We start from the raw sequence: 25,344 nt of genomic DNA, 5'->3' as shown, positions 1-25,344 counted from the left end.
GAAACACAAGGTCGCCACTTCAACCCTGCTTAGTCCCGCTTACCAATCCCCAACCGGTGTTGCCGCTGCAGCAACAACGCCCTCTCATTGGAGATGGGGGTAGGATATCTGAGGTTTGGATGGTGGGGGATAAGTTTTTTTCTATGCACTCCCCTCTCCCACTGGGAGAGGGGAAAGGGGTGAGGGCTTGTAGGGCACAAAAGCTGATTGTGTTCTGGGACTTAGGGCTGACCGTCATCGTTTCATTCTTGTGGGTGTAAGCCCTCACCCCCGACCCCTCTCCCACAGGGAGAGGGGAGGTTCCATCTAGACCCATTTTGGTGGAAACCTTGTTTCACCAAAATGGATCATCAAGCATGAGCGCGACATCTGTGTCGTCAAGTGCGCAGCTTTGCTGCGTCGCAAGCGATCCGTTTTCAAAGAAGACGGACACTTGACTACCCCGATGTCGCAAGAACAATTTCATTTGCGGTTTGGTGGGCCGGAAGGATCACCAAAACGCTTCCAGATAAAAACCCATCAAAAACGATGTCATCCCCGCCGGAACGAAGTGGAGAGCGGGGACCTCAGGGGACTTTGCGCTCGGAGGTCTGGGACGCGGCTGACGCTGTCCGGGATGATAACGGAATGCAAAAAGGACTTCGCGGCACCAGCCCCGTGACGCTGGCCTCAAAAAGCGCTAATCCGCCCCCATGAGTCCCAAACCCGTATTCTCCCTCACCGATGCCGATATTTGGGCTGCGACCGATGCGGATCGGGCGGACTTGGCGGCCTTTTGTCGCGATAATCCCGAGTATGATGTGTTCTTGACGGGCGAAGTGCCCGATGAGGCAGAGTGGGTTGAGGACTTTTTGACCGACCTGCCACCCGCCTCATTCAATTGGACTGCAACCCACAAATTGATCGTGCGCAGACACCAAGATGCCAGCACCATTGCGGCCATTATGGATGTCACCCTAGACATGATCGACCGGGGCGTCGGCCATATTGGCCTGTTTCAAGTCGCCACGGCCTTGCATGGCGGGGGATTAGCCCATCGGCTTTACCAAGGCTTGGAAGATTGGCTGGCCACATGCGGCATGGACGTCCTGCGCCTTGGGGTTTTGGAGGGCAATGCGCGCGGCATGGCATTTTGGACCCGTCATGGCTTCTTAGAGACGCGCCAACGCCAAGGCACCGCCCCAACTGGCAAAATCCATCTAAGTCATGTGATGGTAAAGCCCCTCAAGCCCATCACGCTTGATGCCTATCGTAGACGCGTACCGCGCGATGATCCGGGTTGCCCTTAGGCTATTTTTTGTTGTATTCTCGTGGGTAACATTTAGGGTCTGCCGCTAGGATGGACCCCATGCCAACAGAAGTTCACAGTGACGAATCCCTAGTGGCTGCTGCCATGATGGCAGGCGGCTTTTCCACAAGGCAAGAGGCGGTGGAGACGGCCTTGCGGGAGTTGTTGGAGCGCCGACGGCGTGTTCACGGCCTGCGAGCCCTGCACGGGAAAATTGAGTGGATAGGCGACCTAGATGCGTTGCGGCTCGATAGACCGAATGAGCTCTAACCGTTGCTATTCACTGCAGGACGACTTTGAGCCGTTTGTGAAGCATTTGGGATTGGTTTCAGCCGCGCCTTCCTAGATTGTTGTGCATGAAAACCGCAGGCAAAACTATTGATCCTGTGGCCATCTTGGCCCACAAGGACACCATGAATCGGGCGCGTTTCGTCGCGCATGACTTGGTAGGATTTTGACCCATGGCAGACGGCACACAAACCCTAGAAACCAATTCTTCTGCCGATCTTTTGCCGGGCGAGACCGCCATGCGCAATTTCAATATCAATTTCGGGCCACAGCACCCCGCCGCCCACGGCGTGTTGCGTCTGGTTCTGGAATTGGACGGCGAGATTGTTGAGCGCGTCGACCCCCATATTGGTCTTCTCCATCGCGGCACCGAAAAGCTGATCGAATATAAGACCTATCTGCAAGCCATGCCTTATTTTGATCGGCTGGACTATGTCGCGCCCATGAACCAAGAACATGCTTGGTGCTTGGCGATTGAGCGTTTGGCCGGGATTGAGGTGCCGCGCCGCGCCCAATTCATCCGTGTGATCTTCTCTGAAATTGGCCGCATCCTGTCTCATATCTTGAACGTCACTACCCAAGCCATGGACGTGGGCGCGCTGACCCCGCCCTTGTGGGGCTTTGAAGAGCGCGAAAAACTGATGGGCTTTTATGAGCGCGCTTCGGGTTCGCGCATGCATGCGGCCTATTTCCGCCCCGGCGGCGTCCACCAAGACCTGCCTGATGCTTTGGTGCGCGACATTTATGAGTGGTGCGACCCCTTCTTGAAGCTGTGCGATGATATCGAGACCTTGTTGACCGATAACCGCATTTTCAAACAGCGCAATGTCGATATTGGCGTGGTTGACCAAAAGACCATTCTCGACTGGGGCTTCTCGGGCGTGATGGTGCGTGGTTCGGGTATTCCTTGGGACTTGCGCCGCAGCCAGCCTTACGAAGTTTATTCAGAGCTCAAGTTCAAAGTGCCTGTTGGCAAGAATGGCGATTGCTATGATCGCTATTTGTGCCGGATGGATGAAATGCGTGAGAGCGCCAGCATCATCAAACAATGTATTGAGATGATGCCGAAAGGCCCAGTTCTGGCCGAAAACTCTAAAGTGACCCCGCCGCGTCGCGCCGATATGAAAGGCTCGATGGAGGCTTTGATCCATCACTTTAAGCTCTATACCGAAGGCTTCCATGTACCCGCAGGCGAAGTCTATGCGGCAGTTGAGGCACCCAAGGGTGAGTTTGGCGTCTATCTGGTTGCCGATGGTACCAATAAGCCATATCGCGCCAAGATCCGCGCCCCTGGCTTTGCCCATTTGGCCGCGATGAGCCATTTGAACAAAGGCCATATGCTGGCTGACGTGTCGGCCATCCTCGGCTCGCTCGACATCGTGTTTGGTGAGGTGGATCGCTAGATATGGCACAAGTTGAGCCAACTACATCAAAATGGCTTGCGACGTTTGACGACCTGACTGCCTTGCCGAAAGCGAGGCAGGCTGTGTTTGTCTATGTGTTGCTGTCAGGTATGGCGTTAGTCGGTGCGGTCGTACTTGTATTGTCGGGATACCGGCTGGCTTTGACTTATTGGCCGAGCTTGGACGCAGACCTGAGTTTCAATCTATTTGGTCTGGGCGTTAACGCTGATTTCGGTGGGCTGGTCACGACGGCCCTTTTCATTATGCTTTGGCTTCAGGCCATGCGTGTCGTCCGCAGGATTGCTGCTTGGGTTGGCGGCGAAACGAAGGAAGTATCATTATGAGCGCCATCATCGACGCAAACTATGCTGCCTATGCCGCCAATGACCTTGAAGGCGTGTTGGCCACTTTGGCCGATGACTATACCGTCTCGCCCTTTGGTGGTGCACCGTGGCTAACCAGTAAGGAAGGCGCGCGGAAGATGTATGCCCGCCATTTGGTCGATTATCCGATGGACCGCACCGATGTGCTGGGCCGGATGGACTTGGCCAATGTCACCATCAAGCGCGAACATTCAGAGCCGGGCGAGGGCTCCAAAGCCCCCAGCGCCGATGTGATGATGATTTATACCGTGCGCGATGGGTTGATCGCCCGGTGTGAGTCTATCAGTCGCCAAGGCGATGAAGCCGCCGCTGTTGCGGTCGTCGCCAAACAGCTTGAAGCCTATAATTGCCAAGATTTAGACGCCCATGTCGCCTGCTTTGCCGATGATGTGGTGATTGCCGACTTGAATGGCGCTGAAAACCTGCACGGCATCGCCGATTATCGCGCACGTTATCAAGGCGTTTTCGCCCAATATCCCAAAAACCATGCCGAGCTTGTGAACCGTTTGGCCTGTGGCAATGTGGTTGTTGATCATGAGCGCGTCCGTCGCAGCCCCGAGGGCGAACCCTTTGAAGTGCTGGCAATTTACACGGTGCGCGACGGCAAAATCGCGCGCGTGGATTTTGTGAAATGAAGGAGCTTTTGATCCTTTTTTTGCCGCCACTGATGGTGGGAACCATGTTTGCTGTGATTTGGCTGACCTTTATCCGGCCAAATCCGAAAGTTGTGGCACAAATGCCCGGTGGCCTAGAAAGGTTTAGGTTGGCGAACTTGACGTCGATGGTTGCGCTGCTATGGCCCGTGCTCGGTAATCTAATTCTGGCCTTGCTTGGCTTTGATTTGCCCGAATATGCCTATCTTGTCGCACTTGGCCTTAGTATGATCTCGTGGGTTGTGGTTAGTCGCTTTAGCCCGCTCCGGTCATTGCTGCATGATCTCGATAACGCACATTATGAAGCCGGACGTCTGCAGAGACTCAAAGATTTCAATTCAAGACGCTAGAGAAAGTTCTGCACCCATGGCCACACGTCGCCTCGCACCATTGGAAGTTCAGCTTAAGTCGCTTGGCGTCTTGGCTGCTATTTCCGTACGCGACGGCAAAATCGCTTGCATGGATTTTGTGATATGAGTGAATTTTTGCCCACCGCAATTTGGTATTTGGTGGCGATGCTGATTGTCGCCTTCTTCATTTTCGTGCCGGGCGTTGGCAAAGATTTCAAGCGATTGAAAGGGCATTTTCAGGGTGGTGACGCGGCCTTGCGCCGGGCATTGCATCTAAAAGGCTTAATCCCGCTCTTTGTGATGTTTTTCGCCTTTGTCGGCGTGGCTGCGGCAAACGAGTTCAGCAATTCCATCTGGTCTTGGGTTGTGGGATTCACATGCTTATTCTTGGCCGCCGGTGGGCTGGCACTTTTCTATGCAGGCCCGCTTCGCCTGCTTTTCGTCGAGCTTGAGGAAGCCGAAGCTCGCGCACGCGCAACTCCTAACCTCCACACGTCGCTTGAAGGCAGCAACTAATCATGGCCACACGTCGCCTCGCCCCCCCTGAAGTTCAGCCCAAGTCGTTTGACTGGTCGGCAGACAGTGCCGCCAAAGTCGCGTTCTGGCTTGGCAAATATCCAGAAGCCCGCAAGCAATCGGCGGTCATCCCGTTATTGTGGTTGGCGCAAAAGCAAGAAGGCTGGGTAAGTGAGCCTGCCTTGCGCAAGATCGCGGTCGACCTCGGTATGGCCTATATCCGCGTTTATGAAGTGGCGACCTTTTATACGATGTTCCACTTGGCCCCGGTCGGCAAACACCATTTGCAAGTGTGCGGTACCACGCCCTGCATGCTGCGTGGCTCTGGCGATTTGATCGAAGTCTGCAAGAAGCGCATCGGCAATCACCACCATGTCACCCCCGATGGCTTATTCTCGTGGGAAGAGATGGAATGCATGGGGGCCTGCGCCAATGCGCCCATCGTTGCCATCCATGATTATTATCATGAAGACCTGACGGCAGAGAGCTTTAGCGCCATCATCGACGATCTGGCCGCTGGCAAGGATGTCACCCCCGGTTCTGCCATTGGTCGTCTGACCAGTGCGCCAGATGGTGGCCCCAATGTCTTGAAGGATGAGAGCTTGTTTGACGGCAGCCTCGCCAAAAAGATCAAACTGCCAAACCTGCCCGAGAAGGCTTAAGGCACGGGCAGGGGGCGGGCTTTCCCATGAGTGTGGGTTCCAAACCGCCCTATCTGCGCCCGCAGGATGATCCAAATCGCGTCGGTATACCAATTACCAGTGATGCCGCCTTTTGGGCGTCTTTAATGCTGTCCTGGGTGGCCCAATCGCTGGACCAATTGCTCGATGTCGACAAATGGGCCGTCAATCTGATCGCGGTGGCGGGGATTGGCTTGATCGGCGTATCGATCTTTAAGGGCTTGGAACGGCCCTTGCCTACCGGCATGCGGCTGCCGCGGACACAGGCGTGGATCGTGCTGGCCATGATGATTGCCGTCACTGTTGCTTGGGCTTGGTTTGGCCTGATCTATACCCGCGATCTTCCAGCCCGCTTGGTTTATGGCGTGTGCGCGAGCCTGACAGCGTGGAGTGCGTTTGTGACCTATCGCGCTTTAGCGCCCAGCAGGGCTAAAGCGGACGATCTTTAAAAGCTCACCGGGCTTTAAGGGCCGCTCTGCACTCATACCATTGATCATCAAGAAGCGCTCGGTCTTGAAGTCGGGATAGGCCATGCGGGCAGATAGGCTTGCCACCGTATCGCCAGCGCGCACGGTCACAATCTCTAGCTCACGCGGGCGTAGGGCCGCAATCTCGGTGGCCGATAACTCGCGGAAGGTTTGGGTGATGGGGAAGGTGGGTTGTAGGCCGTCTGCGGGGCCCATCATCACGAAGTGAAAGGCCCGCCCGTTCAAATTATAGGCAATCACGCCGACATCGACAGGGCCAGAGCGGGTTTGCGCGCGCGCCAGTAAAGTGACTGTCGGCATGCCATTGGTCGTGCCAGGCGTTGCCAGTCCTAAAGTCGCAGGCGTCTGGCCTAGGGTCTCGCGCGCTTTGGCGATGGCATACGCATCCAGACCGCCAGATAAGGCGCTGCCACCTCCGAACCGGCCTTTGAGGCCATTTGGTCCTTCAATTTCAACAGCTTCTGTCGTGTTGTTAAGGGAAAACCCTTGCGGCACTTCAAAAGTGATCTTCATGCTGGGATGGGAAAACCGCCGCCCATCCACAAAGCCTTGTTCGGGATCATCGCCCACGCGCAGGCCCGCTAACGCCGTTAAATAAGGGCGGACGAGTTCGGGCGGCACATCGCGGCTGGCCTTGGCGGCACGGGCGGCGTTGGCGGTGCGCGCGACACGCTCTGACGTGATGGGGTGACTGCGCGCCCAAGTCGGCACATTGCGCGATTGGCGGTTATTCACTTTGGCGTTGAGTGCTTCTTGGGCGGCTAAAGCCGCCAACATGTCGGACGCCGCATAGAGATTATAGCCATTGGCTTGCAGATAGCGCACGCCATAATCGTCGGACTCATTTTCCTGCTTGCGCGAATAGCTGAGCGTATAGACTTGCGCCAATTGCCCGGCCGTTTGCATGATTTCGTCAGATTTGGTGGCAATCCCAAGGGCGATAGCCCCTAAAGTTGACAGGGTGGAAGCTTGGGTGCGCTTCAGCGAATGCTTGCCGACAATATGGCCGACTTCATGACCTAACACGCTGGCCAGCTCGTCTTCGGAATTCATAATCGCCATCAAGCCGCGCGTGATATAGATGTAGCAGCCTGGCACAGCAAAGGCGTTGACCACGTCTGAATTGATCACGGTAAAGGTGCATTGGTCTTTGAGCCCGGCGGTGGTCGCCACTTTTGCCCCAACACTTGAGACATAGGTGGCAAGCGGGCCGGTGATGGCCCCGCCAAATTGGGCGACGATTTGGGGATGTTGCCTGATGGCTTGGGCGCGCTCATTCGGCTTGATGATTTGGGCCGCAGCCGGGGTAGCGACATGTGCGGCAAAGACAGCTAACGCTCCAAAAAGAACCCAATTCTTGCGCATCACATCTCTCCAGATTTGAGGCGCATGATGGCGGCATTAGTTTGATCTGGCTAATCAAATTCGCAGGCTAGGCAGGCCAGTTTAGGATGACTAGGCAGTAGCTTCCCTCCTGCAGTGCGAATGCGCTTTGGGCTGCAAATGTCGTTGGCAGGCTGGATGAAGCCCTATAGAAGCCTAGATACGACCTATCACGCTTAGCTGATCGAGTGTTCTATGATTGCCGATAAAGACCGTATCTTTCTGAACCTCTATGGCCGCCATGATTGGCGCTTGGAGGGGGCCAAACAGCGTGGCGCGTGGAATGCCACCAAGGATATGATTGACGCGGGGCGCGATTGGATCATTCAGCAAGTCAAAGACTCAGGCCTGCGTGGCCGGGGTGGCGCGGGCTTCCCGACGGGCCTCAAATGGTCCTTTATGCCCAAAGAAGTCAAAGATCGGCCGCATTATTTGGTCGTCAATGCAGACGAGTCGGAGCCTGGAACCTGTAAAGACCGCGACATGATGCGCCACGATCCGCATTTGCTGATCGAGGGCTGCTTGATCGCTTCCTTCGCCATGCAGGCGCATACGGCATATATCTATATTCGTGGCGAATATGTGCTGGAGCGTGAGCACTTAGAAGCCGCCATCAAAGAGGCCTATGAGGCCAAGCTGATCGGCAAGAATAACATTCATGGTTGGGACTTTGACCTTTATGTCCACCACGGGGCAGGGGCCTATATTTGCGGCGAAGAAACCGCACTTTTGGAAAGCTTGGAAGGCAAAAAGGGCCAGCCGCGCCTCAAGCCGCCGTTCCCAGCCAATGCGGGTCTCTATGGCTGCCCCACCACGGTCAATAATGTCGAATCTATCGCGGTGGTGCCAACCATTCTGCGCCGGGGTGCCCAGTGGTTTGCAGGCTTTGGCCGCCCGAATAATACCGGCACGAAAGTCTTCTGCGTCTCAGGCCATGTGAACAAGCCCTGCAATGTTGAAGATGCGATGTCGATCCCGCTCAAATATCTGTTGGAAGAGCATTGCGGCGGCGTGCGCGGCGGCTGGTCTAACCTGAAAGCCGTCATCCCCGGCGGCTCGTCGGTGCGCATGATTACCCAGGAAATGGCTGAAGATGCCTTGATGGACTTTGACAGCCTGTCGGCCCTGAAGTCGGGCCTTGGCACTGCGGGCGTGATCGTGATGGATAAGTCCACTGACCTTATCAAAGCCATCGCGCGGCTTGCTTATTTCTATAAGCACGAAAGCTGTGGCCAATGTACACCGTGCCGCGAAGGCACGGGTTGGATGTGGCGCGTACTTGAACGCATGGCCGTCGGCCAAGCCGAACACCGCGAAATTGACCTGTTGCTGGAAGTGGCTGGCCAAGTTGAGGGCCACACAATTTGTGCTTTGGGCGATGCCGCTGCATGGCCCGTCCAAGGCCTCATCTGGCGCTTCCGGGGCGAAATCGAAGAGCGCATCGACCGCTATCGCTTGGGCAAGCCCCATGTGATGGGGGCAGCTATCGCGGCGGAGTAGGGAGCAGGTGCTGGTTTCAATAATGATATCGGCATTGCGCGATCTCTAGCCGCTGATCGTCGCCTGTTCCCGTGACGCGATAGACAAGGCGATGTTCGCCGTCGATCCGCCTAGACCACCAGCCGCGCAATTCATTCTTGAGAGGTTCCGGCTTGCCGATGCCTTGAAAGGGCGATCGGCGACAGTGCTCGATCAATTTGGAGATCCGCGCCAACATGGAGGGATCGTGTTCCATCCAATGTTGTAATTGCGCCCAGCCTGTTGGTGTGAAGCCAACTTTCATTACAAACTAGGGTTTGCCCGCAACGCGAAACCCACCCTGCGCGCCCACTTCCACCACGAGGGTCTCGCCACGCTCTGCCTCAGCAATGCTTTTTAGCAACGACTTGCGATTAGCTTCTGTCCCCAACAGATAAGCGGTTTCTTGCATGCCGTTCCAATCGTCCAAGGACACAAGAACAGCCGGTTTGCCATCGCGTCGGCTAATGACGACAGGCATGTGATCGTCTGTTGCGCGATCCATCACGGCCTTAAGGTTTTGGCGGGCGTGAGAGTAGGTGACGACGTCAAGTGCTGAATTGGACATGCCACTTCTTTAGCATGCTACTTGTACAAGTTCAAGCTTGGTCCTTTATCGCCCATGGCCCAAGATGGTTACGGACCTCAACCCATCCGAGACTTGTGGGAGGCACCATGGAAAATTCGACGTCCACCCAAAATCGCATAGCTATCACGTCATTTTCACCCTTTGACGAATAGCTCAGTGCGTGAGCAAATCCTGACTTTAGGTGAGGATTTGAGGATGGGTTTGGAGCAGATCTGTCGGGACTGGCGATGGGCCAAGCGGGCCTTGGCGTTATGCGCTTTGGCGTTTACGGTGGGCTGCACCCTGCTAGTCGGACCATATCCTTCGTCGCGTGATTGGCCATTTGGGGCGGATGTAAGCGAAGTTACATTAGAGCTTCAGCCCGATGATTGGCTGCCTGCGCCCCCTCAAACCATCAAAATTGTGCGGACGAAGAATGGGGCTGAGTTTTACGCCTCGTCACCCAATGAGGACAGCTTTGGCGGCGCGTTGGCAATTAAATATCTGGGCTCAAATCCACGTGGTGACGTTTATGGCTATGCAATCCCGAAATCTGACCTCCCTGATGATATAAAGGGGCGCAAAACCAAGTCTGAACTGCGGATGGCACAGCGTGAAGCGGCCTCCGCATTTTTTGGCTCGGTCATCATTGCGAGGTCTCCAGACGGTGCCCGTGCGATGTCTTTGACTTTTGGTGGCCCCTTTTGCCCCGAAAACACGGTCGAGGCCTGCACCTATGACACCTCCGCCGCCGTTTGGGCTTTATTGGCCGCAAAGGTTCCTGAGATGACGTTCGAGGATGTGCCTATCTACACCATACGCTATTAGTCCCAGCACCCCACTCTCACCGCGTCTCCACCACCCGAAACACTTCGCCGGTGCTTGCATCCCGTACCAGATCAACCCGTTGGCCATCCCAATGATAGGCAAGATGGCGGCCTTGGGTGGGGTTAGAGGCGCAGTCTGGATAGAAGAGGCCCACACATTCCCCGCCGACATGACGGACACTGGGATAGACGATGCCATCAGACCCTGTAGCCCTCAGGCTCGCAGCCAAGGCTTGAGAGACCGCATAGGAATCGGGGTTAAGCGCATCTTGATGGCCCGTCGCGCCAGAGCGAAGATCGTGCAAGTCTGCATGAACCGCCAAGATCATTTCGCGAAACTGCGACGTCCAACCGGGGGCCTCCCCCGTGCGCGCCATGAAACGGGCATGATGATGGATGGTTTCAAATAGCGCCGTGTCGAACTGGGCCGCGACATAAAGCACGCCATAGCTGCCGTCACTAAAGCGGCTTGGCCGATCTGGGCTGATATGGGTGAAGGGGGCCATGAGATAGCTTGCCCCCGTGCCACCAACACGGCGTGCGGGCGGCACGAGATCAAGATTGCCAATCGAGGCCATCAAGCGAGGATTGGTCTTTTGCTCAGCAGAGATCAGTAAGGCCCAATCTTCAGGGTCGGCAATGTCCTCAAACAAATCAATGGGTGGAAAGCTCGAGCGGATAATCCGAACCGCTTTGGGCCAGTCTATGTGTGGGACCTCAATAGCTGCCACCCCACTCACCAGCCCGCCCGCTCTGCATCAAGATAGCGGCGCACGCGCATCAAATCCGTCAATTCCCCACCCAGCATGACATCCAGCGCCCGCGCACCGCCAAAGGCCGTATTGGCGGCTTTAATCCAGGCATAGCCGCGTGCAGGGTCTGTAAAGATGATGCGAAGCGCTTTGTGGATGCCCATGAGGTTTGAAAGCCGCGCCCGCCCATCGCGCGACAAGCGACCCGGCCCCTCTGCCTTCCAGCGGCGATAGGTCCGGACTGGCATATCGAGCAAAATGGCTGCCTGCTCGTCCGTTATGTCCCATTTGCCAAACAGATTGAGGGCCGCCCGAAACATGGCCGCACCCTCATCTTGGGTAATGGGTTCTGCCCGAAAGGCGGGGCCAGATGTGTCAATGCGTTCTAAAGCCAGCATGGGGTCTCCATTTGGCAAGATATATTACAAAGGCTGCCATTTGGCAACACAAATTAGCGCCCCTGCCGATATGGGCTTCGCCGCCGTTCCAAATTGATTTAAACAAAGATCACCCTCTCAAACCAAGGTGGAGGACAATCTGACCCATGAAGCAGCCCTGCCAAGCCTGTCTCATTTTACGTTTGATCCTCGCCATCTTGGCCCCCCTCTGCATGGCTGGCTGGATCGTTTTGGCGCTGGTTTATGAGCTTGCTGTATCTGGCTGGATTTTTGCTGGTTTTGGGGTGAGTTTGGCGGTGGCAATTTGGGTCGTAGCGTCGTATCTCGGCGGACGGCGGGTCAGCTTGGCTGAGTCTGTTTCAAACGATGGGGCGAGAAGATGACGAAAATCGTCGTCGATGGAACCGAAGTAGATGTGCCTGGCGAGTACACGCTGTTGCAAGCGTGCGAAGCCGCAGGGGCAGAAATTCCACGGTTCTGTTATCATGAGCGTTTAAGTGTGGCTGGCAATTGCCGCATGTGTTTGGTCGAAGTCAAAGGTGCGCCTAAACCTGTGGCGTCTTGCGCCCAACAGGTCAAAGACCAGCGCCCCGGCCCAAATGGTGAGCCACCCGTTGTTGTCACCAAGTCTTCGAAGGTAAAGGCCGCACGCGAAGGCGTGATGGAATTCCTGCTGATCAACCACCCGCTCGATTGCCCAATCTGCGACCAAGGCGGGGAATGCGACCTGCAAGACCAAGCCGTAGCCTTTGGCCGGGCTGGTTCGCGCTATGATGAGAATAAGCGCGCGGTTGAAGAAAAAAACATGGGCCCCTTGGTCAAAACGGTGATGACGCGCTGCATCCAATGCACACGCTGCGTCCGCTTTGCGACCGAAGTGGCGGGCGTGTCAGAGCTCGGGGCCATTGGCCGCGGCGAAGACATGGAAATCACCACCTATCTGGAACAATCCTTGACGAGCGAGCTATCGGCCAATGTGGTTGATCTCTGCCCCGTCGGTGCGCTGACCTCTAAGCCCTATGCCTTTAATGCGCGGCCTTGGGAGTTGAAGAAGACTGAGACCGTGGATATCATGGATGCAGTCGGCTCTAACATCCGGGTGGATGCGCGGGGCAATGATGTGCTGCGTGTGCTCCCGCGCCTGAATGAAGAGATTAATGAGGAATGGTTATCGGATAAGTCGCGTCACGCGGTCGATGGCCTGCGCCGTCAGCGTCTCGACAAGCCCTATCTCAAAACCAATGGCAAACTGGCCCCGGTCAGCTGGCCACAAGCTTTAGAGGCTTTGGCAGCCCGCCTTAAAGGTGATGCGGCAAGGATTGGCGCAATTGCGGGCGACTTAAGCGATGCGGAAGGCCTGAAAGCCGCCCTCGACTTGTTGCGCGGGCTAGGTGTCGCCAATACTGATTGCCGCCAAGATGGGGCAGCGATTGGCCTGTCGGGGCAACGCGGCGAATATCTTTTCAACACCACCATCATGGGCATTGAAGATGCCGATGCGTTGTTGATCATCGGCTCTAATCTGCGTCTGGAAGCCCCGTTGATCAATGCGCGCGTTCGCAAGACGTGGCTGCGCGGCACACTCGATCTCATCGGCGTTGTGGGCGAGGCCACCGACCTGACCTATGGGTATGAGCATGTCGGGGCAGGGCCAAAGACTTTGGCCGATTTAGCCAAGGGCAAGGGCGATTTCTTCAAGCGCTTTGCCAAGGCTGAGCGTCCGATGATCGTCCTCGGCATGGGCGCTTTGGCGCGTCCTGATGGCGCACAAATCCTGAAGCTTGCCGCTGAAATTGGTATGAAAGCCAAGATCGTGCGCGAAGGCTGGAATGGCTGGAACGTCGTCCATACCGCTGCTGGCCGCGTCGGTGCCCTCGATTTGGGCTTCTTGCCAGCAGAGCAGGGCCTCTCCACCGCGCAAATGTTGCAAGCAGGCGCGCTCGACACCTTGATCCTTTTGGGGGCCGATGAAGTCAAAGCGCCTCAAGGAACCTTTGTGGTTTATGTCGGAAGCCATGGTGACGCGGGTGCCCAACAGGCTGATCTGATCCTGCCAGCGGCGGCCTATACCGAAAAAAGTGCGACCTATGTCAACACCGAAGGCCGCGTACAACAGGCGCGCCGGGCAGTATTCCCCAAGGGCGATGCCCGCGAGGACTGGGCCATCTTCCGCGCAGTCTCAGCGTTGGTTGGCAAGACTTTGCCCTATGACAATCTCGACGCCCTGCGCGCCAAGCTGATGGCCGACTGCCCCAGCTTTGCCGGTCTCGACTTCGCACCAGGGGCCAGCACGCCTTTGGAATTGAAGCTATTGGGTGTGGCCGGCGATGTGGATGCAGCGCCTTTTGCCAGCCCGGTTGCAGACTTTTATCTGACCAATCCGATTGCCCGGTCCAGCCAAATCATGGCGGAATGCTCGGCAGCCAAGAAAGCAGCCTCTCAGGCTGCGATAGCAGCGGAGTAGGGCCCTATGCAGGATCTCGTTCGCGATTGGGGCCCTGTCTGGGGCGTGATTGGTGGGGCAGGCCAGATCTTGGCGATCATGGTCATGCTGTTATTGACCCTCGCCTTCATCCTGTTGTTTGACCGCAAGGTTTGGGCGGCTGTGATGATGCGCAAAGGGCCAAACGTGGTGGGCCCCTTCGGCCTCTTGCAAAGCTTTGCCGACTTCTTGAAATTTGTCGTCAAGGAAATCGTCATTCCAGCGGGTGCCAATAAGACCGTCTTTATCCTGGCCCCTCTGATCACCATTACCCTCGCCTTTGTTGCCTATGCGGTTGTGCCGTTTGCGCCGGGCTGGGTGATTTCCGACATGAATGTCGGGATTTTGTACCTGCTCGCCATGTCGTCCTTGGGTGTTTACGGCATCATCATGGGGGGCTGGGCCTCTAACTCTAAATATCCCTTCTTGGGCTCTTTGCGTTCTGCAGCCCAAATGGTGTCTTACGAGGTCTCGATCGGCTTTGTGCTGATCACCGTGCTTCTGGTGGTTGGAAGCCTCAATCTGACTGACATTGTCGACCATCAAAAGGCTGGCATTTGGGACTGGCACGCCTTTTCCTTCATTGGTGCGCTTATCAATCCTCAAGAAGGCGCAGGCTTAGTTGGAACCATCTATGGCTTTATCGTTGGCCTTGTGATGTTCATGATGCTGGGCATTTTCTTTGTGTCTGCTCTGGCTGAAACCAATCGCCCGCCCTTTGATTTGCCTGAAGCTGAATCTGAACTCGTGGCGGGTTATCAGGTCGAGTATAGCTCCACCCCCTATCTTTTGTTCATGATCGGGGAATATCTGGCCATTGTGCTGATGTGCGCGATGATTTCCATCCTGTTCTTGGGCGGCTGGAACGCGCCTTGGGGCCCGATTGAGAACCCTTGGGTCGGATTCTTGATCCTCTATATCAAGATTTGGCTCGTCTTCTTCATGTTCGCCATGGTGAAGGCGATTGTGCCTCGTTATCGCTATGACCAGCTGATGCGCATTGGCTGGAAAATCTTTCTGCCCACGACCTTGGTCGCCGTGGCAGTGGTAGGCGGCCATGTCGCTTATTTCGGGAGGTAGACCGCGATGTCCTCGCCTGGGCTTTTGACTTTGATTATGGTCGCCTTTTGGGCGATTTTGATCGTGGTCGTATTCGTCGTGACTGTCATTATTCTCTTGGATTTCTCCACGCTGTTGAAACTTAAAATCAAGCAAAACCAAGTGAAGTTGAATGCGATGATCAAGGATCAAAAATTATGAGCATTGCCCAAGCACTCAAAGGCGCTTTGATGCTCGACTTTGCAGGGGCTTTCGGCCTTGCGATGAAGAAATTCTTTGAGCCGAAATTCACCATCAATTACCCGTTTGAAAAGGGCCATATCAGCCCGCGTTTCCGGGGCGAGCATGCGTTGCGGCGCTATGCCAATGGCGAAGAGCGCTGCATTGCGTGTAAATTGTGCGAAGCCATCTGTCCCGCACAAGCCATTACGATTGAGGCAGAGCCGCGCGAAGACGGCTCACGCCGCACCACGCGCTATGACATCGACATGACCAAATGCATCTATTGCGGCTTCTGCCAAGAAGCCTGCCCGGTGGATGCCATCGTGGAAGGTCCGAATTTCGAGTTTGCTACCGAGACGCGGGAAGAATTGTTCTATGACAAGGACAAGCTTCTGGCCAATGGCGACCGGTGGGAGCGCGAAATCGCGAAGAATCTAGAGTTGGATGCGGCTTATCGTTAAGCCGTAGGCTGGGGCATTTTTGTAAAGCGCGTTTCTGCTCAACCATAGGGCAGGGCGCAGAGGGGAAGAGAGTAGCGATGATTGCGGTCGCCGCCTTTTACATTTTGAGTGCGATTGCGATTGCCTCGGCCTTTATGGTCGTGGTGGCCCGCAACCCTGTGCACTCGGTCTTGTTTCTGATCCTGACCTTCTTCACATCAGCGGGCCTGTTCGTGTTGCTGGGGGCAGAATTCCTCGCCATGCTTTTGATCGTCGTCTATGTCGGCGCGGTCGCGGTTTTGTTCCTGTTCGTCGTCATGATGCTCGACATCGACTTTGCCGAATTGAAGGCAGGCTTTTTCACCTATCTGCCATTTGGCGGATTGATCGCGCTGATCTTGTTTGGCCAGTTTGTCATGGTCGGTGGGGCTTGGATTGAAAAGTCCGTATCCGCAGAAGCCATTGCCGCGCCAACACCGGCAGCGGCGGCGGTGACCAATGCCGAAGCCATCGGGCGCATCCTTTATACCGATTACATCTTCTTGTTCCAATCGGCTGGTATCATTCTGTTTATTGCCATGGTGGGGGCGATTGCGCTGACGCTGCGCCATCGCGACGGCATCCGCCGCCAGAATGTCACCGCCCAAGTTGGCCGCACCCGCGCGGGCGGCGTTGAAATGACTGACCCGAAGCCGGGCGAAGGAGTGGTACTTTGATCGGCCTATCCCATTATCTGGCGGTTGCCGCCGCGCTGTTCACCATTGGCGTGTTCGGCATCTTCGTGAACCGCAAGAATGTCATCGTCATTCTGATGTCGGTAGAGCTTATTCTTCTTGCTGTGAACATCAATCTGGTGGCCTTCTCGTCTTTCTTGGGCGATTTGGTTGGCCAAGTTTTTGCGATGTTCGTGCTGACCGTTGCGGCCGCTGAGGCCGCCGTCGGTCTTGCCATTCTGGTCGTCTATTTCCGAAACCGCGGCAATATTGCGGTTGAAGATCTCAATCTGATGAAGGGCTAACGCGTGTCTGCTGAACCTCACGCCACGACAGGCCTTGCCGAAACGCTTGCGATCATTGTCGTGTTCGCACCCCTTTTGGGGGCCATCATTTGCGGGCTCTTTAATCGCTTCATTGGCGAGAAAGTGGCGATGTTTGTCGCCACCGCTTTATTGTTTGTCGCCGCAGCCTGCGCCGGAACCATCTTCATCGGCCATTGGCAGCACAGCCTGCATTTGCCGGCAGAACCCATTCGCATCGCGACTTGGATTCATGTGGGGGACTTGAAAAGCACCTGGTCCATCCGTTTGGACGCCATCAGTGCAGTGATGATGATTGTGGTTACGGGCGTATCGTCCTTGGTGCACCTCTATAGCTGGGGCTATATGGCCGAAGACCCGCACAAGCCGCGCTTCTTTGCCTATTTGTCGCTCTTCACCTTTGCCATGTTGTCGCTCGTTACGGCGGCAGACTTCATGCAACTCTTCTTCGGCTGGGAAGGGGTGGGCCTTGCCTCCTACCTCTTGATCGGCTTCTGGTATCACAAGCGCTCAGCCAATGACGCCCAGATCAAGGCCTTTGTGGTCAATCGGGTTGGCGACTTTGGCTTTGCCTTGGGCATTATGGCGGTCTTCTTTGTATTCGGCTCGATTGAGTTCAAGGAAGTCTTTGCCCTCGTGCCTGAAAAGGTTGGCGTGATGCTGAAATGGGGCAGCTATCAACTGCCCGCCATCGAAATCATCGCCTTCTTGCTGTTCATCGGTGCGATGGGCAAATCGGCGCAATTCTTCCTGCACACGTGGTTGCCTGACGCGATGGAAGGCCCAACCCCTGTGTCGGCTTTGATCCACGCCGCGACCATGGTGACGGCTGGCGTTGTGCTCGTCTGCCTGTGCTCGCCCATTTATGAAGCGGCACCCATGACGGCGGGCTTTATCACCATCATCGGGGCGGTGACGGCCTTGTTTGCGGCAACGGTTGGCCTTGCGCAAAACGACATTAAGCGCGTGATTGCTTATTCCACCTGCTCGCAATTGGGCTTTATGTTCTTTGCCGCAGGCATTGGGGCCTATCAGGCAGCCATGTTCCATTTGTTCACCCACGCCTTCTTCAAGGCCTTGTTGTTCTTGGGCGCAGGCAGCGTGATCCATGGCATGCATCACGAACAAGACATGCGCAAAATGGGCGATGTGGCCAAGCATATGAAGATCACTTTCGTGATCATGATTATCGGCACCTTGGCCATTACGGGCGTGGGTATCCCCCACACACCCTTTGGCTTTGCGGGCTTCTTCTCCAAAGATGCCATTATCGAAACCACCTATGCGGCGGGCATGACGGGCAATACGTCGGCTCAATTGGCTTTCTGGATGGCTTTGCTGGCGGCAACCCTCACCAGCTTCTACTCTTGGCGCTTGGCCTTTATGACCTTCCATGGCACGCCCAAGTGGAAAGCCGATGGCGATCATGGCCATCATGATGATCATAGCCATAGCGATGCCGCCCATGCCCATGGCCTTCCAGCCGTGGCCCATGTTGGCGACGTGGCCACCGATGCCGCTGGCAGCCATGACGACGACCATGGCCATCATGCGTGGCATGGCCCACATGAAAGCCCGCTGGTGATGTTGATCCCGCTGGTGCTTCTGGCCTTTGGTGCGGTGTTTGCCGGCTCGATCTTCTATGATGCCTTTGTTGGCCATCATGCCAAGGAATTCTGGGGTAGCTCTATCTATACCGCGCCAGACAATACGGTCTTGAAGGATAAATATTCCATTCCAGGCTGGGTCTTCTATGCGCCTTTGGTGGTGATGGTGATCGGCCTTGCGGCAGCCCTTTACTTCTATTTGTTCAATGAGGGCCTCGGCAAAAAGATTGCCGACCGCAAGGGCATGGCGCACGCCTTCTTGGAGAACAAATGGTATTTCGACGAACTCTATGAGATCGTCTTTGTGAAGGGTGCCCGCGCGCTGGGCGACTTCTTCTGGAAAATCGGTGACGGCAAGCTGATCGACGGGCTTGGGCCCAATGGTATTGCCGCCGCTTTGAACTTTGGTTCGAAGAAAGCCGTGAAAATCCAGTCGGGCTATGTCTATCACTATGCCTTTTTGATGCTGATCGCGGCGGTCGCGCTTGGCGCTTTTGTTCTATTCCGGGGTGCCTGAGGCTATCATGGACACGCTGCCCATCCTCTCGATCCTCACCTGGCTGCCCGCTATCGCGGCCGTCCTGATTCTGCTCTTGCCGCAAATCATCAAGAGCCCTGAGGCCGCGCGCGCCAATGCGGCGCGCTGGATTGCCTTAATTGCCACCCTCATCGTCTTTGGTCTCGCGCTGTGGATGACCTTGGCCTTTGATGAAACCAATCCCGGCTATCAATTTGTCGAGCGGGCCGATTGGTATGGCATGATCCAATATCATTTGGGCATTGATGGCATTTCGGTGCTTTTGATCCTGTTGACGGCCTTCCTGATGCCGCTGTGTATCTTGGCCAGCTGGACCTCGATTGAGAAGCGCGTCGTCGAATATATGGCGGCCTTCTTGATCTTGCAGACTTTGATGATTGGCGTGTTTTGCGCGCTCGACATCGTGCTCTTCTATATTTTCTTCGAAGCGGGCCTTATTCCGATGTATCTCATCATCGGGATTTGGGGCGGTAAGAACCGCGTTTATGCGGCCTATAAATTCTTCCTCTACACGCTTTTGGGCTCGCTTTTCCTTCTGATCGCAATTGCGTGGATGGCGATCACCGCCAAAACGACCTCTATCCCTGATCTGCAAGCCTTTGAGTTTGCCAAGGATGCGCAAACTTGGTTGTGGCTGGCTTTCTTTGCCTCTTTCGCGGTGAAGATGCCGATGTGGCCAGTCCACACCTGGTTGCCAGACGCGCACGTGGAAGCGCCGACGGCAGGCTCTGTCATTCTGGCGGGGGTCTTGTTGAAGATGGGCGGCTATGGCTTCCTGCGCTTCTCCTTGCCCATGTTCCCAGAGGCCTCCAACGACTTTGCCCCCTTTATCTTTGCGTTGTCGGGCATTGCGATTGTCTATACCTCGCTGGTTGCCTTCCGTCAGACCGACATCAAAAAGCTGATTGCTTATTCCTCGGTCGCCCACATGGGCTTTGTCACCATGGGGATTTTCTCGGGTAATGAGCAGGGTATCCAAGGGGCCATGTTCCAAATGCTCAGCCACGGGGTGATTTCGGGCGCCTTGTTCCTGTGTGTCGGCGTGATTTATGACCGCATGCACACCCGCGAGATCGCCCAATATGGCGGCCTTGTGAACCGCATGCCGATTTATGCGGCTGTCTTCCTGCTCTTCACAATGGGCAATGTCGGCTTGCCGGGTACTTCCGGCTTTGTTGGCGAAATCCTGACCATGCAGGGGGCTTTCAATGTGGACCCCGTGACAGCCATGGTGGCCGCCAGCGGCGTGATCTTGTCGGCAGCCTATATGTTGACGCTCTATCGCAAGGTGATTTTTGGTGTGATCGTCAATCCGGCGCTCAACACCATCACCGATATGAATGCGCGCGAGATCTTGATCTTCGTGCCTTTGATCGCAGCAGCCCTCTATCTGGGCTTCCAGCCCAATATCATCTTTGACCAGACGGCGACTTCTGCCGTTGCGCTCGTGGACGCCTTCCACGCCAACTTCAAGTGACCGGTGCGGTAATGGCCATCAACCAAACCATGACAGCAGAGCTCTTCTTCCAGCAGGTGCCCTATATCCTGCCAGAGATTACCCTTGCAGCAGGGGCTTTGATCATCATGTTGATCGGGGCCTTTATGGGCGACAAGGGCGCACGCTTGGTGACGTGGCTGTGTGTTGCAACCATCCTCGCCGCAGGCTCGATTGCGGTTTTACATATGCCGCCCGAACAAGTGGTGGTCTTCTCGGGCTCTTATGCCGCAGACGGCTTTTCGGCCTATGCCAAGCTAATCATCGCCTTGACCGCCAGTAGCGCGCTTTTGCTCTCCATCGACTTTTTGGCCGAGAAAAAGCTTGATAAGCCAGAGTTTCCTGTGTTGGCCCTATTGGCAACCTTGGGCATGTTCATCATGGTCTCTGCCCATGATTTGATCGCGCTTTATGTGGGCGTAGAGATGCAATCGCTGGCGCTTTATGTGCTTGCAGCCTATGCGCGCGATGACGCAAAAAGCTCTGAAGCGGGCCTCAAATATTTCGTGCTGGGTGCCTTGTCGTCGGGCCTTTTGCTCTACGGCTGCTCGCTTGTTTATGGCTTCACCGGTTCGGTCAATTTCGATGTGATCGCCGCACAAGTGGCAGGCGAACGCTCCATCGGCGTCGTATTTGGCTTGGTGTTCATCTTGTGCGGGCTGGCGTTTAAGATGTCGGCAGCCCCCTTCCATATGTGGACGCCCGATGTCTATGAAGGCTCGCCCACGGTATCGACCGCCTTCTTTGCCTCTGCGCCCAAGGTTGCAGCCTCTGTGCTGTTTGCCCGGGTCTGCTTTGAAGCTTTCGGGCCCTTGCAAAAGGATTGGCTGGGCATTGTAATCATTATGGCTGTCCTTTCGATGGCGATTGGCGCTTTGTTTGCGCTGCAGCAGACCAATATCAAGCGCCTGCTGGCCTATTCCTCGATCGCCAATATGGGCTATGCGTTGGTAGCCATTGCGTGCGGACCGGAATTTGGCCCCAAAGCCCTTTTGGTCTTTGTTTCCATCTATGCCATCACTTCGGTTGGCTTGTTCGGGGTGGTGCTATCTTTGCGCAATGCAGAAGGCGAACGGGTAGAGACCATTTCGGCCCTGTCAGGCCTATCGCGCTCCAACCCGCTCTTGGCATCGGCTTTGACCATGCTGCTCTTCTCCGTCATGGGCATCCCGCCATTGGCAGGCTTCTTCGGGAAGTGGGAAGTCATTCTGGCGACCAGTTCCTCTGGCTTATTGCCACTGGCCATCGTGCTGATCTTGGCCTCTGTGGTCTCGGCCTTCTATTATCTGCGCATCATCAAGACGGTTTGGTTTGACGAACCACGTATCGCCATGGTGCCGGTGGGGGCTTCCACTACGCTTACCCTGACCGGGGCAACCTTTGTGTTGGCGGCCTTGACCTTGGTGATTGGCCTTGTCGGTTCTGCAGCAAGCATTGCTGGGGCTGGCTTCCATTGAAGCCAGGCCTAGAAGGCGGGCGGGGCGACGTCCGGCTTTATGACACGATTGATTCCACCAATGACGAAGCGCGCCGCCTCAGCGAAGGTGGTGAGACCGGTCCTTTGTGGGTGCGTGCGCTGGAGCAAACACAGGGCAGGGGCAGGCGGGGCCGCACCTGGCTAGGAGAACCCGGAAATCTGTTCACAACAGGCCTCTTCACCTTAACCTGCGGACCCGCTGAAGCCGCCAATCTGTCCTTCGTTGCCGCCTTGGCCGTGGCCGAAGCGATCGACCCCTTTGTGCCCCCACATGCTGTTAGCTTGAAGTGGCCGAACGATGTTCTGATCGAAGGCAAAAAGACCAGCGGCATTTTGTTAGAAAGCTGGCAGGGGCCGCATGGCTTTCACTTGGCAATTGGCATCGGGGTGAATGTGCGCACCAGCCCCGATGGGATCGATCAACCCATTACCTGTGTTGCGGATCATAGGCGCACTGGCCAAAGCCCTGTCAGCGCAGAAATCCTATTTGAGGGTTTGCGGGCGCGCTTTCACGACTGGTTCGACCTTTGGGCTCAACAAGGCTTTGCGCCAATTGCCAAGGCGTGGCTGGCACGTGCCTCGGGGCTGGGTCAGCCGATGATTGTGCGTTTGCCGCATGAGACGTTGGAGGGTCGTTTTCATGGGCTGGCTGTGAGTGGCGCGCTGCAATTAGAACAAGCCGATGGCACGATTGTGGATGTCACAGCGGGCGATGTATTTTTTGGCTAAGCTCGCCTGCATCTGTGGCACTGGCGCAGCCCCCACCGGACAGGCTAAAGAGAGCACGAAAATGGTAACCCACGTGGGCCGGGCCCCGTATCACAGACAGACCTAGGGGGATGCATGCTGCTGGCCATTGATGTTGGGAACACCAATTCGAAATTCGCGGTTCATGATGGTACCAAATGGCGCGGCACGTGGCGCGCGGCCAGTAATTCGTCACGCACGGCGGACGAATATGCCGTTTGGCTGGATGCCGCCATGCGCTTTGCGGGCTTGTCTATCAACGACCTCAATCATTGCGTCATCTCAACAGTGGTGCCGCAAGCCTTGTTTCACTTACGCAACTTGTCGCGTCGCTATGTAGGCGCAGAGCCTTGGGTGGTGGGGGAAAATGCCGAGCTAGGCATTGATGTGCGCATCCCAAAACCATCGGAAGCGGGGGCAGACCGCCTCGTCAATGCCATTGGCTCTTTCATCCAATATGGCGGTCCTTCCATTGTGATTGACAGCGGCACGGCGACCACATTTGACATCGTAGGCCCAGATGGCGCATTTGAGGGTGGTGTGATTTCGCCCGGGATCAACCTTTCCCTTCAGGCGCTGCACACAGCCGCGGCGCGTTTGCCGCGCATTGAAATTCGCAAGCCAGACAAAGTTATCGGGACCGACACGGTCGGTGCGATGCAGTCTGGCGTTTTTTGGGGCTATATAGAGCTGATTGATGGTCTGATTGGCCGGATCAAGGCCGAGTATGGTGTCCCCATGAAAGTGATCGCAACCGGGGGTGTCGCCTCTTTGTTTGAAGGCGCATCGACCCATATTGATCATTATGATCAAGACCTGACCACGGTCGGGCTATTGGAAATCTTTGAACGCAATGGCGGTAGGTCCGCCAATCGGAACCCAACGTGACAAAAACAAAAAATAAAACAGATGAACTCGTCTTTCTCCCCCTTGGTGGCTCTAATGAAATCGGCATGAACCTCAACGCTTACGGCTTCGGGCCGGAAGGCGATAAAAAGTGGATTGTGGTTGATGTCGGTGTCACCTTTGCCGGCGAGGAAGGCATTCCGGGCGTGGATTTGATCCTGCCTGACCCAGAATTTCTAGAGACCAATAAGGACGATATTCTCGCCATCATCCTGACCCATGCCCATGAGGATCATATTGGCGCGATGGGCTGGTTGTGGCCACGTATCCCGGCACCTGTCTATGCCACGCCGTTTACCGCCCATCTCTTGCGCGACAAGCTGCGCGAACGCGGGATTGAGCGCAAAGTCCCGCTTCATGAAGTGCCCTTGAAGCACCGCTTCCAAATCGGGCCGTTCGACATTGAATATGTGACACTGACCCACTCGATTGCAGAGCCCAATGGGCTTGCCATCCACACGCCCTTGGGCACGGTGATGCATACGGGGGATTGGAAGATCGACATCGATCCTTTGATCGGCGAGCAGACCGATAGCGCCCGCATTCGCCAGATTGGCGATGATGGCGTGCTGGCTATGATTTGTGACAGCACAAATGTGTTTTCCGAAGGCGAAGCAGGCTCTGAAGCTGGCGTGCGCCAAGGCCTGTTTGAAGCTATTGCCGAACAAAAGGGCAAAGTGGCTGTAGCGTGCTTTGCCTCGAATGTGGCGCGCATTTTATCGACGGTGGAGGCTGCAACTGCAGCAGGCCGCTCAGTCTCGCTGATTGGCCGTTCGATGTTGCGCATCACGGGGGCCGCCAAAGCGGTTGGCCTGTTGAAAGATGCCACCTTTATTGAGCCTGAAATGGCCCGCCATTTGCCAGACGACAAAGTGCTCTATCTGTGCACCGGCAGTCAGGGTGAGCCGCGCGCCGCTTTGGCCCGCATCGCCGAAGGCAACCACCCCTTTGTAACCCTTGGACGGGGCGATACCTGCCTGTTCTCTAGCCGCGAAATTCCAGGCAATGAGCGGGCAATTTTAGAACTGCAAAACAAGCTCGCCATGCGTGGCGTCAATATCATCACGGGCAAAGATCGCCATATTCACGTCTCGGGCCATCCGTGCCGCGATGAATTGCGCGCCATGTATGAGATGGTGCGCCCACAAATCGCCATTCCAACCCATGGTGAACAGCGCCATTTGATGGAGCACGCCAAATTTGCGTTGAGCCTGCAAGTGCCCGAGGCCTTGGCCGTCAAAAATGGCGATATGATCCGCTTGGCCCCGGGCCCTGCAGCGGTCATTGATGAAGTGCCCAATGGCCGGTTGTTGGTCGATGGCGACGCCATCATCGCTTCCGATAGCGAGACGATCCGTGACCGTATTCGTTTGGGAGAGCATGGCTATGTGATGGTCTCCATCGCCATTGACGCCAAGGGCCGCATCAAAGCAGGCCCTGATGTGCGCGCACGTGGGCTATCTGAACGTAATGGCAGCCCCGCCGAAGGCCGGCTGGAGCAATTGGCCGATGCCGCAGAAGAGGCCTTTAATCGCCTTAAGCCAGATCAACGTATGGATGAAGAAACCGCCGAAGGCTTTGTCATGCGCGCCGTCCGTAAAGCCTGCGACCGCATCTTCAACAAGCGACCCATTGTCGATGTGGTGGTGATGACGATTTAGGGGTGGGTTGGCTCGTTTTTGGAGTTGGGCGCGTGCCTAAAAAGGCAAAGCCCCGCACATGCGGGGCTTTGCAGACACTCTGGACGGTTTGCGATCTCCACCCAAAGCGGCCAACCGAAGTTGGACTTAATTGTCAGCGCAACGGTGTCGGTGCATCTGACGACCTAAGATTGTTACAA

29 protein-coding genes are annotated in these 25,344 nt (G+C 55.9%); 24 read left to right on the top strand and 5 right to left on the bottom strand.

Annotated elements, in window-relative coordinates; all coding sequences use genetic code 11:
* Positions 1 to 692: 692 nt before the first annotated feature.
* From IOB61_RS03300 to IOB61_RS03260, 9 genes are all read left to right on the top strand, one after another.
* Complete coding sequence (locus IOB61_RS03300; RefSeq protein WP_290812121.1) at positions 693 to 1,289, top strand: N-acetyltransferase; 597 nt, start codon at positions 693 to 695, stop codon at positions 1,287 to 1,289.
* Positions 1,290 to 1,348: 59 nt separating this feature from the next.
* A complete protein-coding gene (locus tag IOB61_RS03295) occupies positions 1,349 to 1,558 on the top strand; it encodes a type II toxin-antitoxin system VapB family antitoxin (protein WP_290812118.1) in 210 nt (69 codons plus the stop codon).
* 191 nt (positions 1,559 to 1,749) lie between these two features.
* Complete coding sequence (locus IOB61_RS03290; protein WP_290812115.1) at positions 1,750 to 2,979, top strand: NADH-quinone oxidoreductase subunit D; 1,230 nt, start codon at positions 1,750 to 1,752, stop codon at positions 2,977 to 2,979.
* A gap of 2 nt (positions 2,980 to 2,981) precedes the next feature.
* On the top strand, positions 2,982 to 3,323 hold the full coding sequence (locus IOB61_RS03285; protein ID WP_290812112.1) for a hypothetical protein: 342 nt from the start codon (positions 2,982 to 2,984) through the stop codon (positions 3,321 to 3,323).
* Complete coding sequence (locus IOB61_RS03280) at positions 3,320 to 3,997, top strand: nuclear transport factor 2 family protein (protein WP_290812110.1); 678 nt, start codon at positions 3,320 to 3,322, stop codon at positions 3,995 to 3,997. Before IOB61_RS03285 ends, IOB61_RS03280 begins: the two co-directional genes overlap by 4 nt.
* Before the next feature lie 44 nt (positions 3,998 to 4,041).
* Positions 4,042 to 4,365 carry a hypothetical protein gene (locus tag IOB61_RS03275; RefSeq protein WP_290812107.1) on the top strand — a complete coding sequence of 108 codons (324 nt, stop codon included), beginning with the start codon at positions 4,042 to 4,044 and terminating at the stop codon, positions 4,363 to 4,365.
* A gap of 123 nt (positions 4,366 to 4,488) precedes the next feature.
* Positions 4,489 to 4,881: a hypothetical protein gene (locus IOB61_RS03270; RefSeq protein ID WP_290812104.1), complete on the top strand. Its 393-nt coding sequence runs from the start codon at positions 4,489 to 4,491 to the stop codon at positions 4,879 to 4,881.
* Between the two features lie 2 nt (positions 4,882 to 4,883).
* Complete coding sequence (gene nuoE / locus IOB61_RS03265; RefSeq protein WP_290812101.1) at positions 4,884 to 5,543, top strand: NADH-quinone oxidoreductase subunit NuoE; 660 nt, start codon at positions 4,884 to 4,886, stop codon at positions 5,541 to 5,543.
* A gap of 26 nt (positions 5,544 to 5,569) precedes the next feature.
* Positions 5,570 to 6,010 (top strand): hypothetical protein, encoded by a 441-nt coding sequence (locus IOB61_RS03260; protein ID WP_290812098.1) that lies wholly within the window; start codon positions 5,570 to 5,572, stop codon positions 6,008 to 6,010.
* On the opposite strand, the gene IOB61_RS03255 is transcribed toward IOB61_RS03260, so the two are convergent.
* Positions 5,975 to 7,414 carry a M48 family metalloprotease gene (locus IOB61_RS03255; RefSeq protein WP_290812095.1) on the bottom strand — a complete coding sequence of 480 codons (1,440 nt, stop codon included), beginning with the start codon at positions 7,412 to 7,414 and terminating at the stop codon, positions 5,975 to 5,977. The two genes, IOB61_RS03260 and IOB61_RS03255, sit on opposite strands and share 36 nt — an antisense overlap.
* A 213-nt stretch (positions 7,415 to 7,627) precedes the next feature.
* On the opposite strand from IOB61_RS03255, the gene nuoF reads away from it, so the two are divergent.
* Positions 7,628 to 8,932, top strand: a complete 1,305-nt coding sequence (gene nuoF / locus IOB61_RS03250; RefSeq protein ID WP_290812092.1) for an NADH-quinone oxidoreductase subunit NuoF — start codon at positions 7,628 to 7,630, stop codon at positions 8,930 to 8,932.
* 16 nt (positions 8,933 to 8,948) lie between these two features.
* Here nuoF and IOB61_RS03245 read toward each other — a convergent pair whose 3' ends face one another.
* Entirely contained in the window at positions 8,949 to 9,215 is a 267-nt protein-coding gene (locus tag IOB61_RS03245) for a Txe/YoeB family addiction module toxin (protein ID WP_290812090.1), read from the bottom strand.
* Between the two features lie 6 nt (positions 9,216 to 9,221).
* On the bottom strand, positions 9,222 to 9,518 hold the full coding sequence (locus IOB61_RS03240; protein ID WP_290812087.1) for a type II toxin-antitoxin system Phd/YefM family antitoxin: 297 nt from the start codon (positions 9,516 to 9,518) through the stop codon (positions 9,222 to 9,224).
* Positions 9,519 to 9,734: 216 nt separating this feature from the next.
* Here IOB61_RS03240 and IOB61_RS03235 point away from each other — a divergent pair, with 216 nt between their 5' ends.
* Positions 9,735 to 10,346, top strand: a complete 612-nt coding sequence (locus IOB61_RS03235; protein WP_290812084.1) for a hypothetical protein — start codon at positions 9,735 to 9,737, stop codon at positions 10,344 to 10,346.
* Positions 10,347 to 10,362: 16 nt separating this feature from the next.
* Here IOB61_RS03235 and IOB61_RS03230 read toward each other — a convergent pair whose 3' ends face one another.
* The gene (locus tag IOB61_RS03230) at positions 10,363 to 11,076 is read right to left on the bottom strand and encodes an RES family NAD+ phosphorylase (protein ID WP_290812081.1); all 714 of its coding nucleotides are present in this window, start codon (positions 11,074 to 11,076) and stop codon (positions 10,363 to 10,365) included.
* Positions 11,077 to 11,081: 5 nt separating this feature from the next.
* Positions 11,082 to 11,495, bottom strand: a complete 414-nt coding sequence (locus IOB61_RS03225) for an MbcA/ParS/Xre antitoxin family protein (RefSeq protein WP_290812078.1) — start codon at positions 11,493 to 11,495, stop codon at positions 11,082 to 11,084.
* A 146-nt stretch (positions 11,496 to 11,641) separates the two neighbouring features.
* Here IOB61_RS03225 and IOB61_RS03220 point away from each other — a divergent pair, with 146 nt between their 5' ends.
* From IOB61_RS03220 to IOB61_RS03160, 13 genes are all read left to right on the top strand, one after another.
* Positions 11,642 to 11,878 carry a hypothetical protein gene (locus tag IOB61_RS03220; protein WP_290812075.1) on the top strand — a complete coding sequence of 79 codons (237 nt, stop codon included), beginning with the start codon at positions 11,642 to 11,644 and terminating at the stop codon, positions 11,876 to 11,878.
* Positions 11,875 to 13,959 (top strand): NADH-quinone oxidoreductase subunit NuoG, encoded by a 2,085-nt coding sequence (nuoG, locus tag IOB61_RS03215; protein ID WP_290812072.1) that lies wholly within the window; start codon positions 11,875 to 11,877, stop codon positions 13,957 to 13,959. Before IOB61_RS03220 ends, nuoG begins: the two co-directional genes overlap by 4 nt.
* Positions 13,960 to 13,965: 6 nt before the next feature.
* Positions 13,966 to 15,057, top strand: a complete 1,092-nt coding sequence (gene nuoH, locus IOB61_RS03210; protein ID WP_290812069.1) for an NADH-quinone oxidoreductase subunit NuoH — start codon at positions 13,966 to 13,968, stop codon at positions 15,055 to 15,057.
* 6 nt (positions 15,058 to 15,063) lie between these two features.
* Positions 15,064 to 15,237, top strand: a complete 174-nt coding sequence (locus IOB61_RS03205; protein WP_290812066.1) for a hypothetical protein — start codon at positions 15,064 to 15,066, stop codon at positions 15,235 to 15,237.
* On the top strand, positions 15,234 to 15,719 hold the full coding sequence (gene nuoI / locus IOB61_RS03200; RefSeq protein WP_290812063.1) for an NADH-quinone oxidoreductase subunit NuoI: 486 nt from the start codon (positions 15,234 to 15,236) through the stop codon (positions 15,717 to 15,719). The genes IOB61_RS03205 and nuoI overlap by 4 nt, the downstream gene beginning before the upstream one ends.
* A 77-nt stretch (positions 15,720 to 15,796) precedes the next feature.
* Positions 15,797 to 16,414 (top strand): NADH-quinone oxidoreductase subunit J, encoded by a 618-nt coding sequence (locus IOB61_RS03195; protein ID WP_290812060.1) that lies wholly within the window; start codon positions 15,797 to 15,799, stop codon positions 16,412 to 16,414.
* Positions 16,411 to 16,716, top strand: coding sequence for an NADH-quinone oxidoreductase subunit NuoK (nuoK, locus tag IOB61_RS03190; RefSeq protein ID WP_108985295.1), 306 nt, complete (start codon positions 16,411 to 16,413; stop codon positions 16,714 to 16,716). Before IOB61_RS03195 ends, nuoK begins: the two co-directional genes overlap by 4 nt.
* Before the next feature lie 3 nt (positions 16,717 to 16,719).
* A complete protein-coding gene (gene nuoL, locus IOB61_RS03185) occupies positions 16,720 to 18,858 on the top strand; it encodes an NADH-quinone oxidoreductase subunit L (RefSeq protein WP_290812054.1) in 2,139 nt (712 codons plus the stop codon).
* Positions 18,859 to 18,865: 7 nt separating this feature from the next.
* Entirely contained in the window at positions 18,866 to 20,356 is a 1,491-nt protein-coding gene (locus IOB61_RS03180) for an NADH-quinone oxidoreductase subunit M (protein ID WP_290812051.1), read from the top strand.
* Between the two features lie 11 nt (positions 20,357 to 20,367).
* Positions 20,368 to 21,831, top strand: coding sequence for an NADH-quinone oxidoreductase subunit NuoN (nuoN, locus tag IOB61_RS03175; protein WP_290812048.1), 1,464 nt, complete (start codon positions 20,368 to 20,370; stop codon positions 21,829 to 21,831).
* Complete coding sequence (locus IOB61_RS03170; protein WP_290812045.1) at positions 21,828 to 22,580, top strand: biotin--[acetyl-CoA-carboxylase] ligase; 753 nt, start codon at positions 21,828 to 21,830, stop codon at positions 22,578 to 22,580. Before nuoN ends, IOB61_RS03170 begins: the two co-directional genes overlap by 4 nt.
* Positions 22,581 to 22,694: 114 nt before the next feature.
* Positions 22,695 to 23,486, top strand: a complete 792-nt coding sequence (locus tag IOB61_RS03165; RefSeq protein ID WP_290812042.1) for a type III pantothenate kinase — start codon at positions 22,695 to 22,697, stop codon at positions 23,484 to 23,486.
* Positions 23,483 to 25,165: a ribonuclease J gene (locus IOB61_RS03160; RefSeq protein WP_290812039.1), complete on the top strand. Its 1,683-nt coding sequence runs from the start codon at positions 23,483 to 23,485 to the stop codon at positions 25,163 to 25,165. Before IOB61_RS03165 ends, IOB61_RS03160 begins: the two co-directional genes overlap by 4 nt.
* Positions 25,166 to 25,344: the final 179 nt, after the last annotated feature.

The sequence above is a fragment of the Aquidulcibacter sp. genome (assembly GCF_020253525.1).
Lineage (GTDB): Bacteria > Pseudomonadota > Alphaproteobacteria > Caulobacterales > Aquidulcibacteraceae > Aquidulcibacter.
This window is presented reverse-complemented; position numbering and strand designations above follow the sequence as displayed.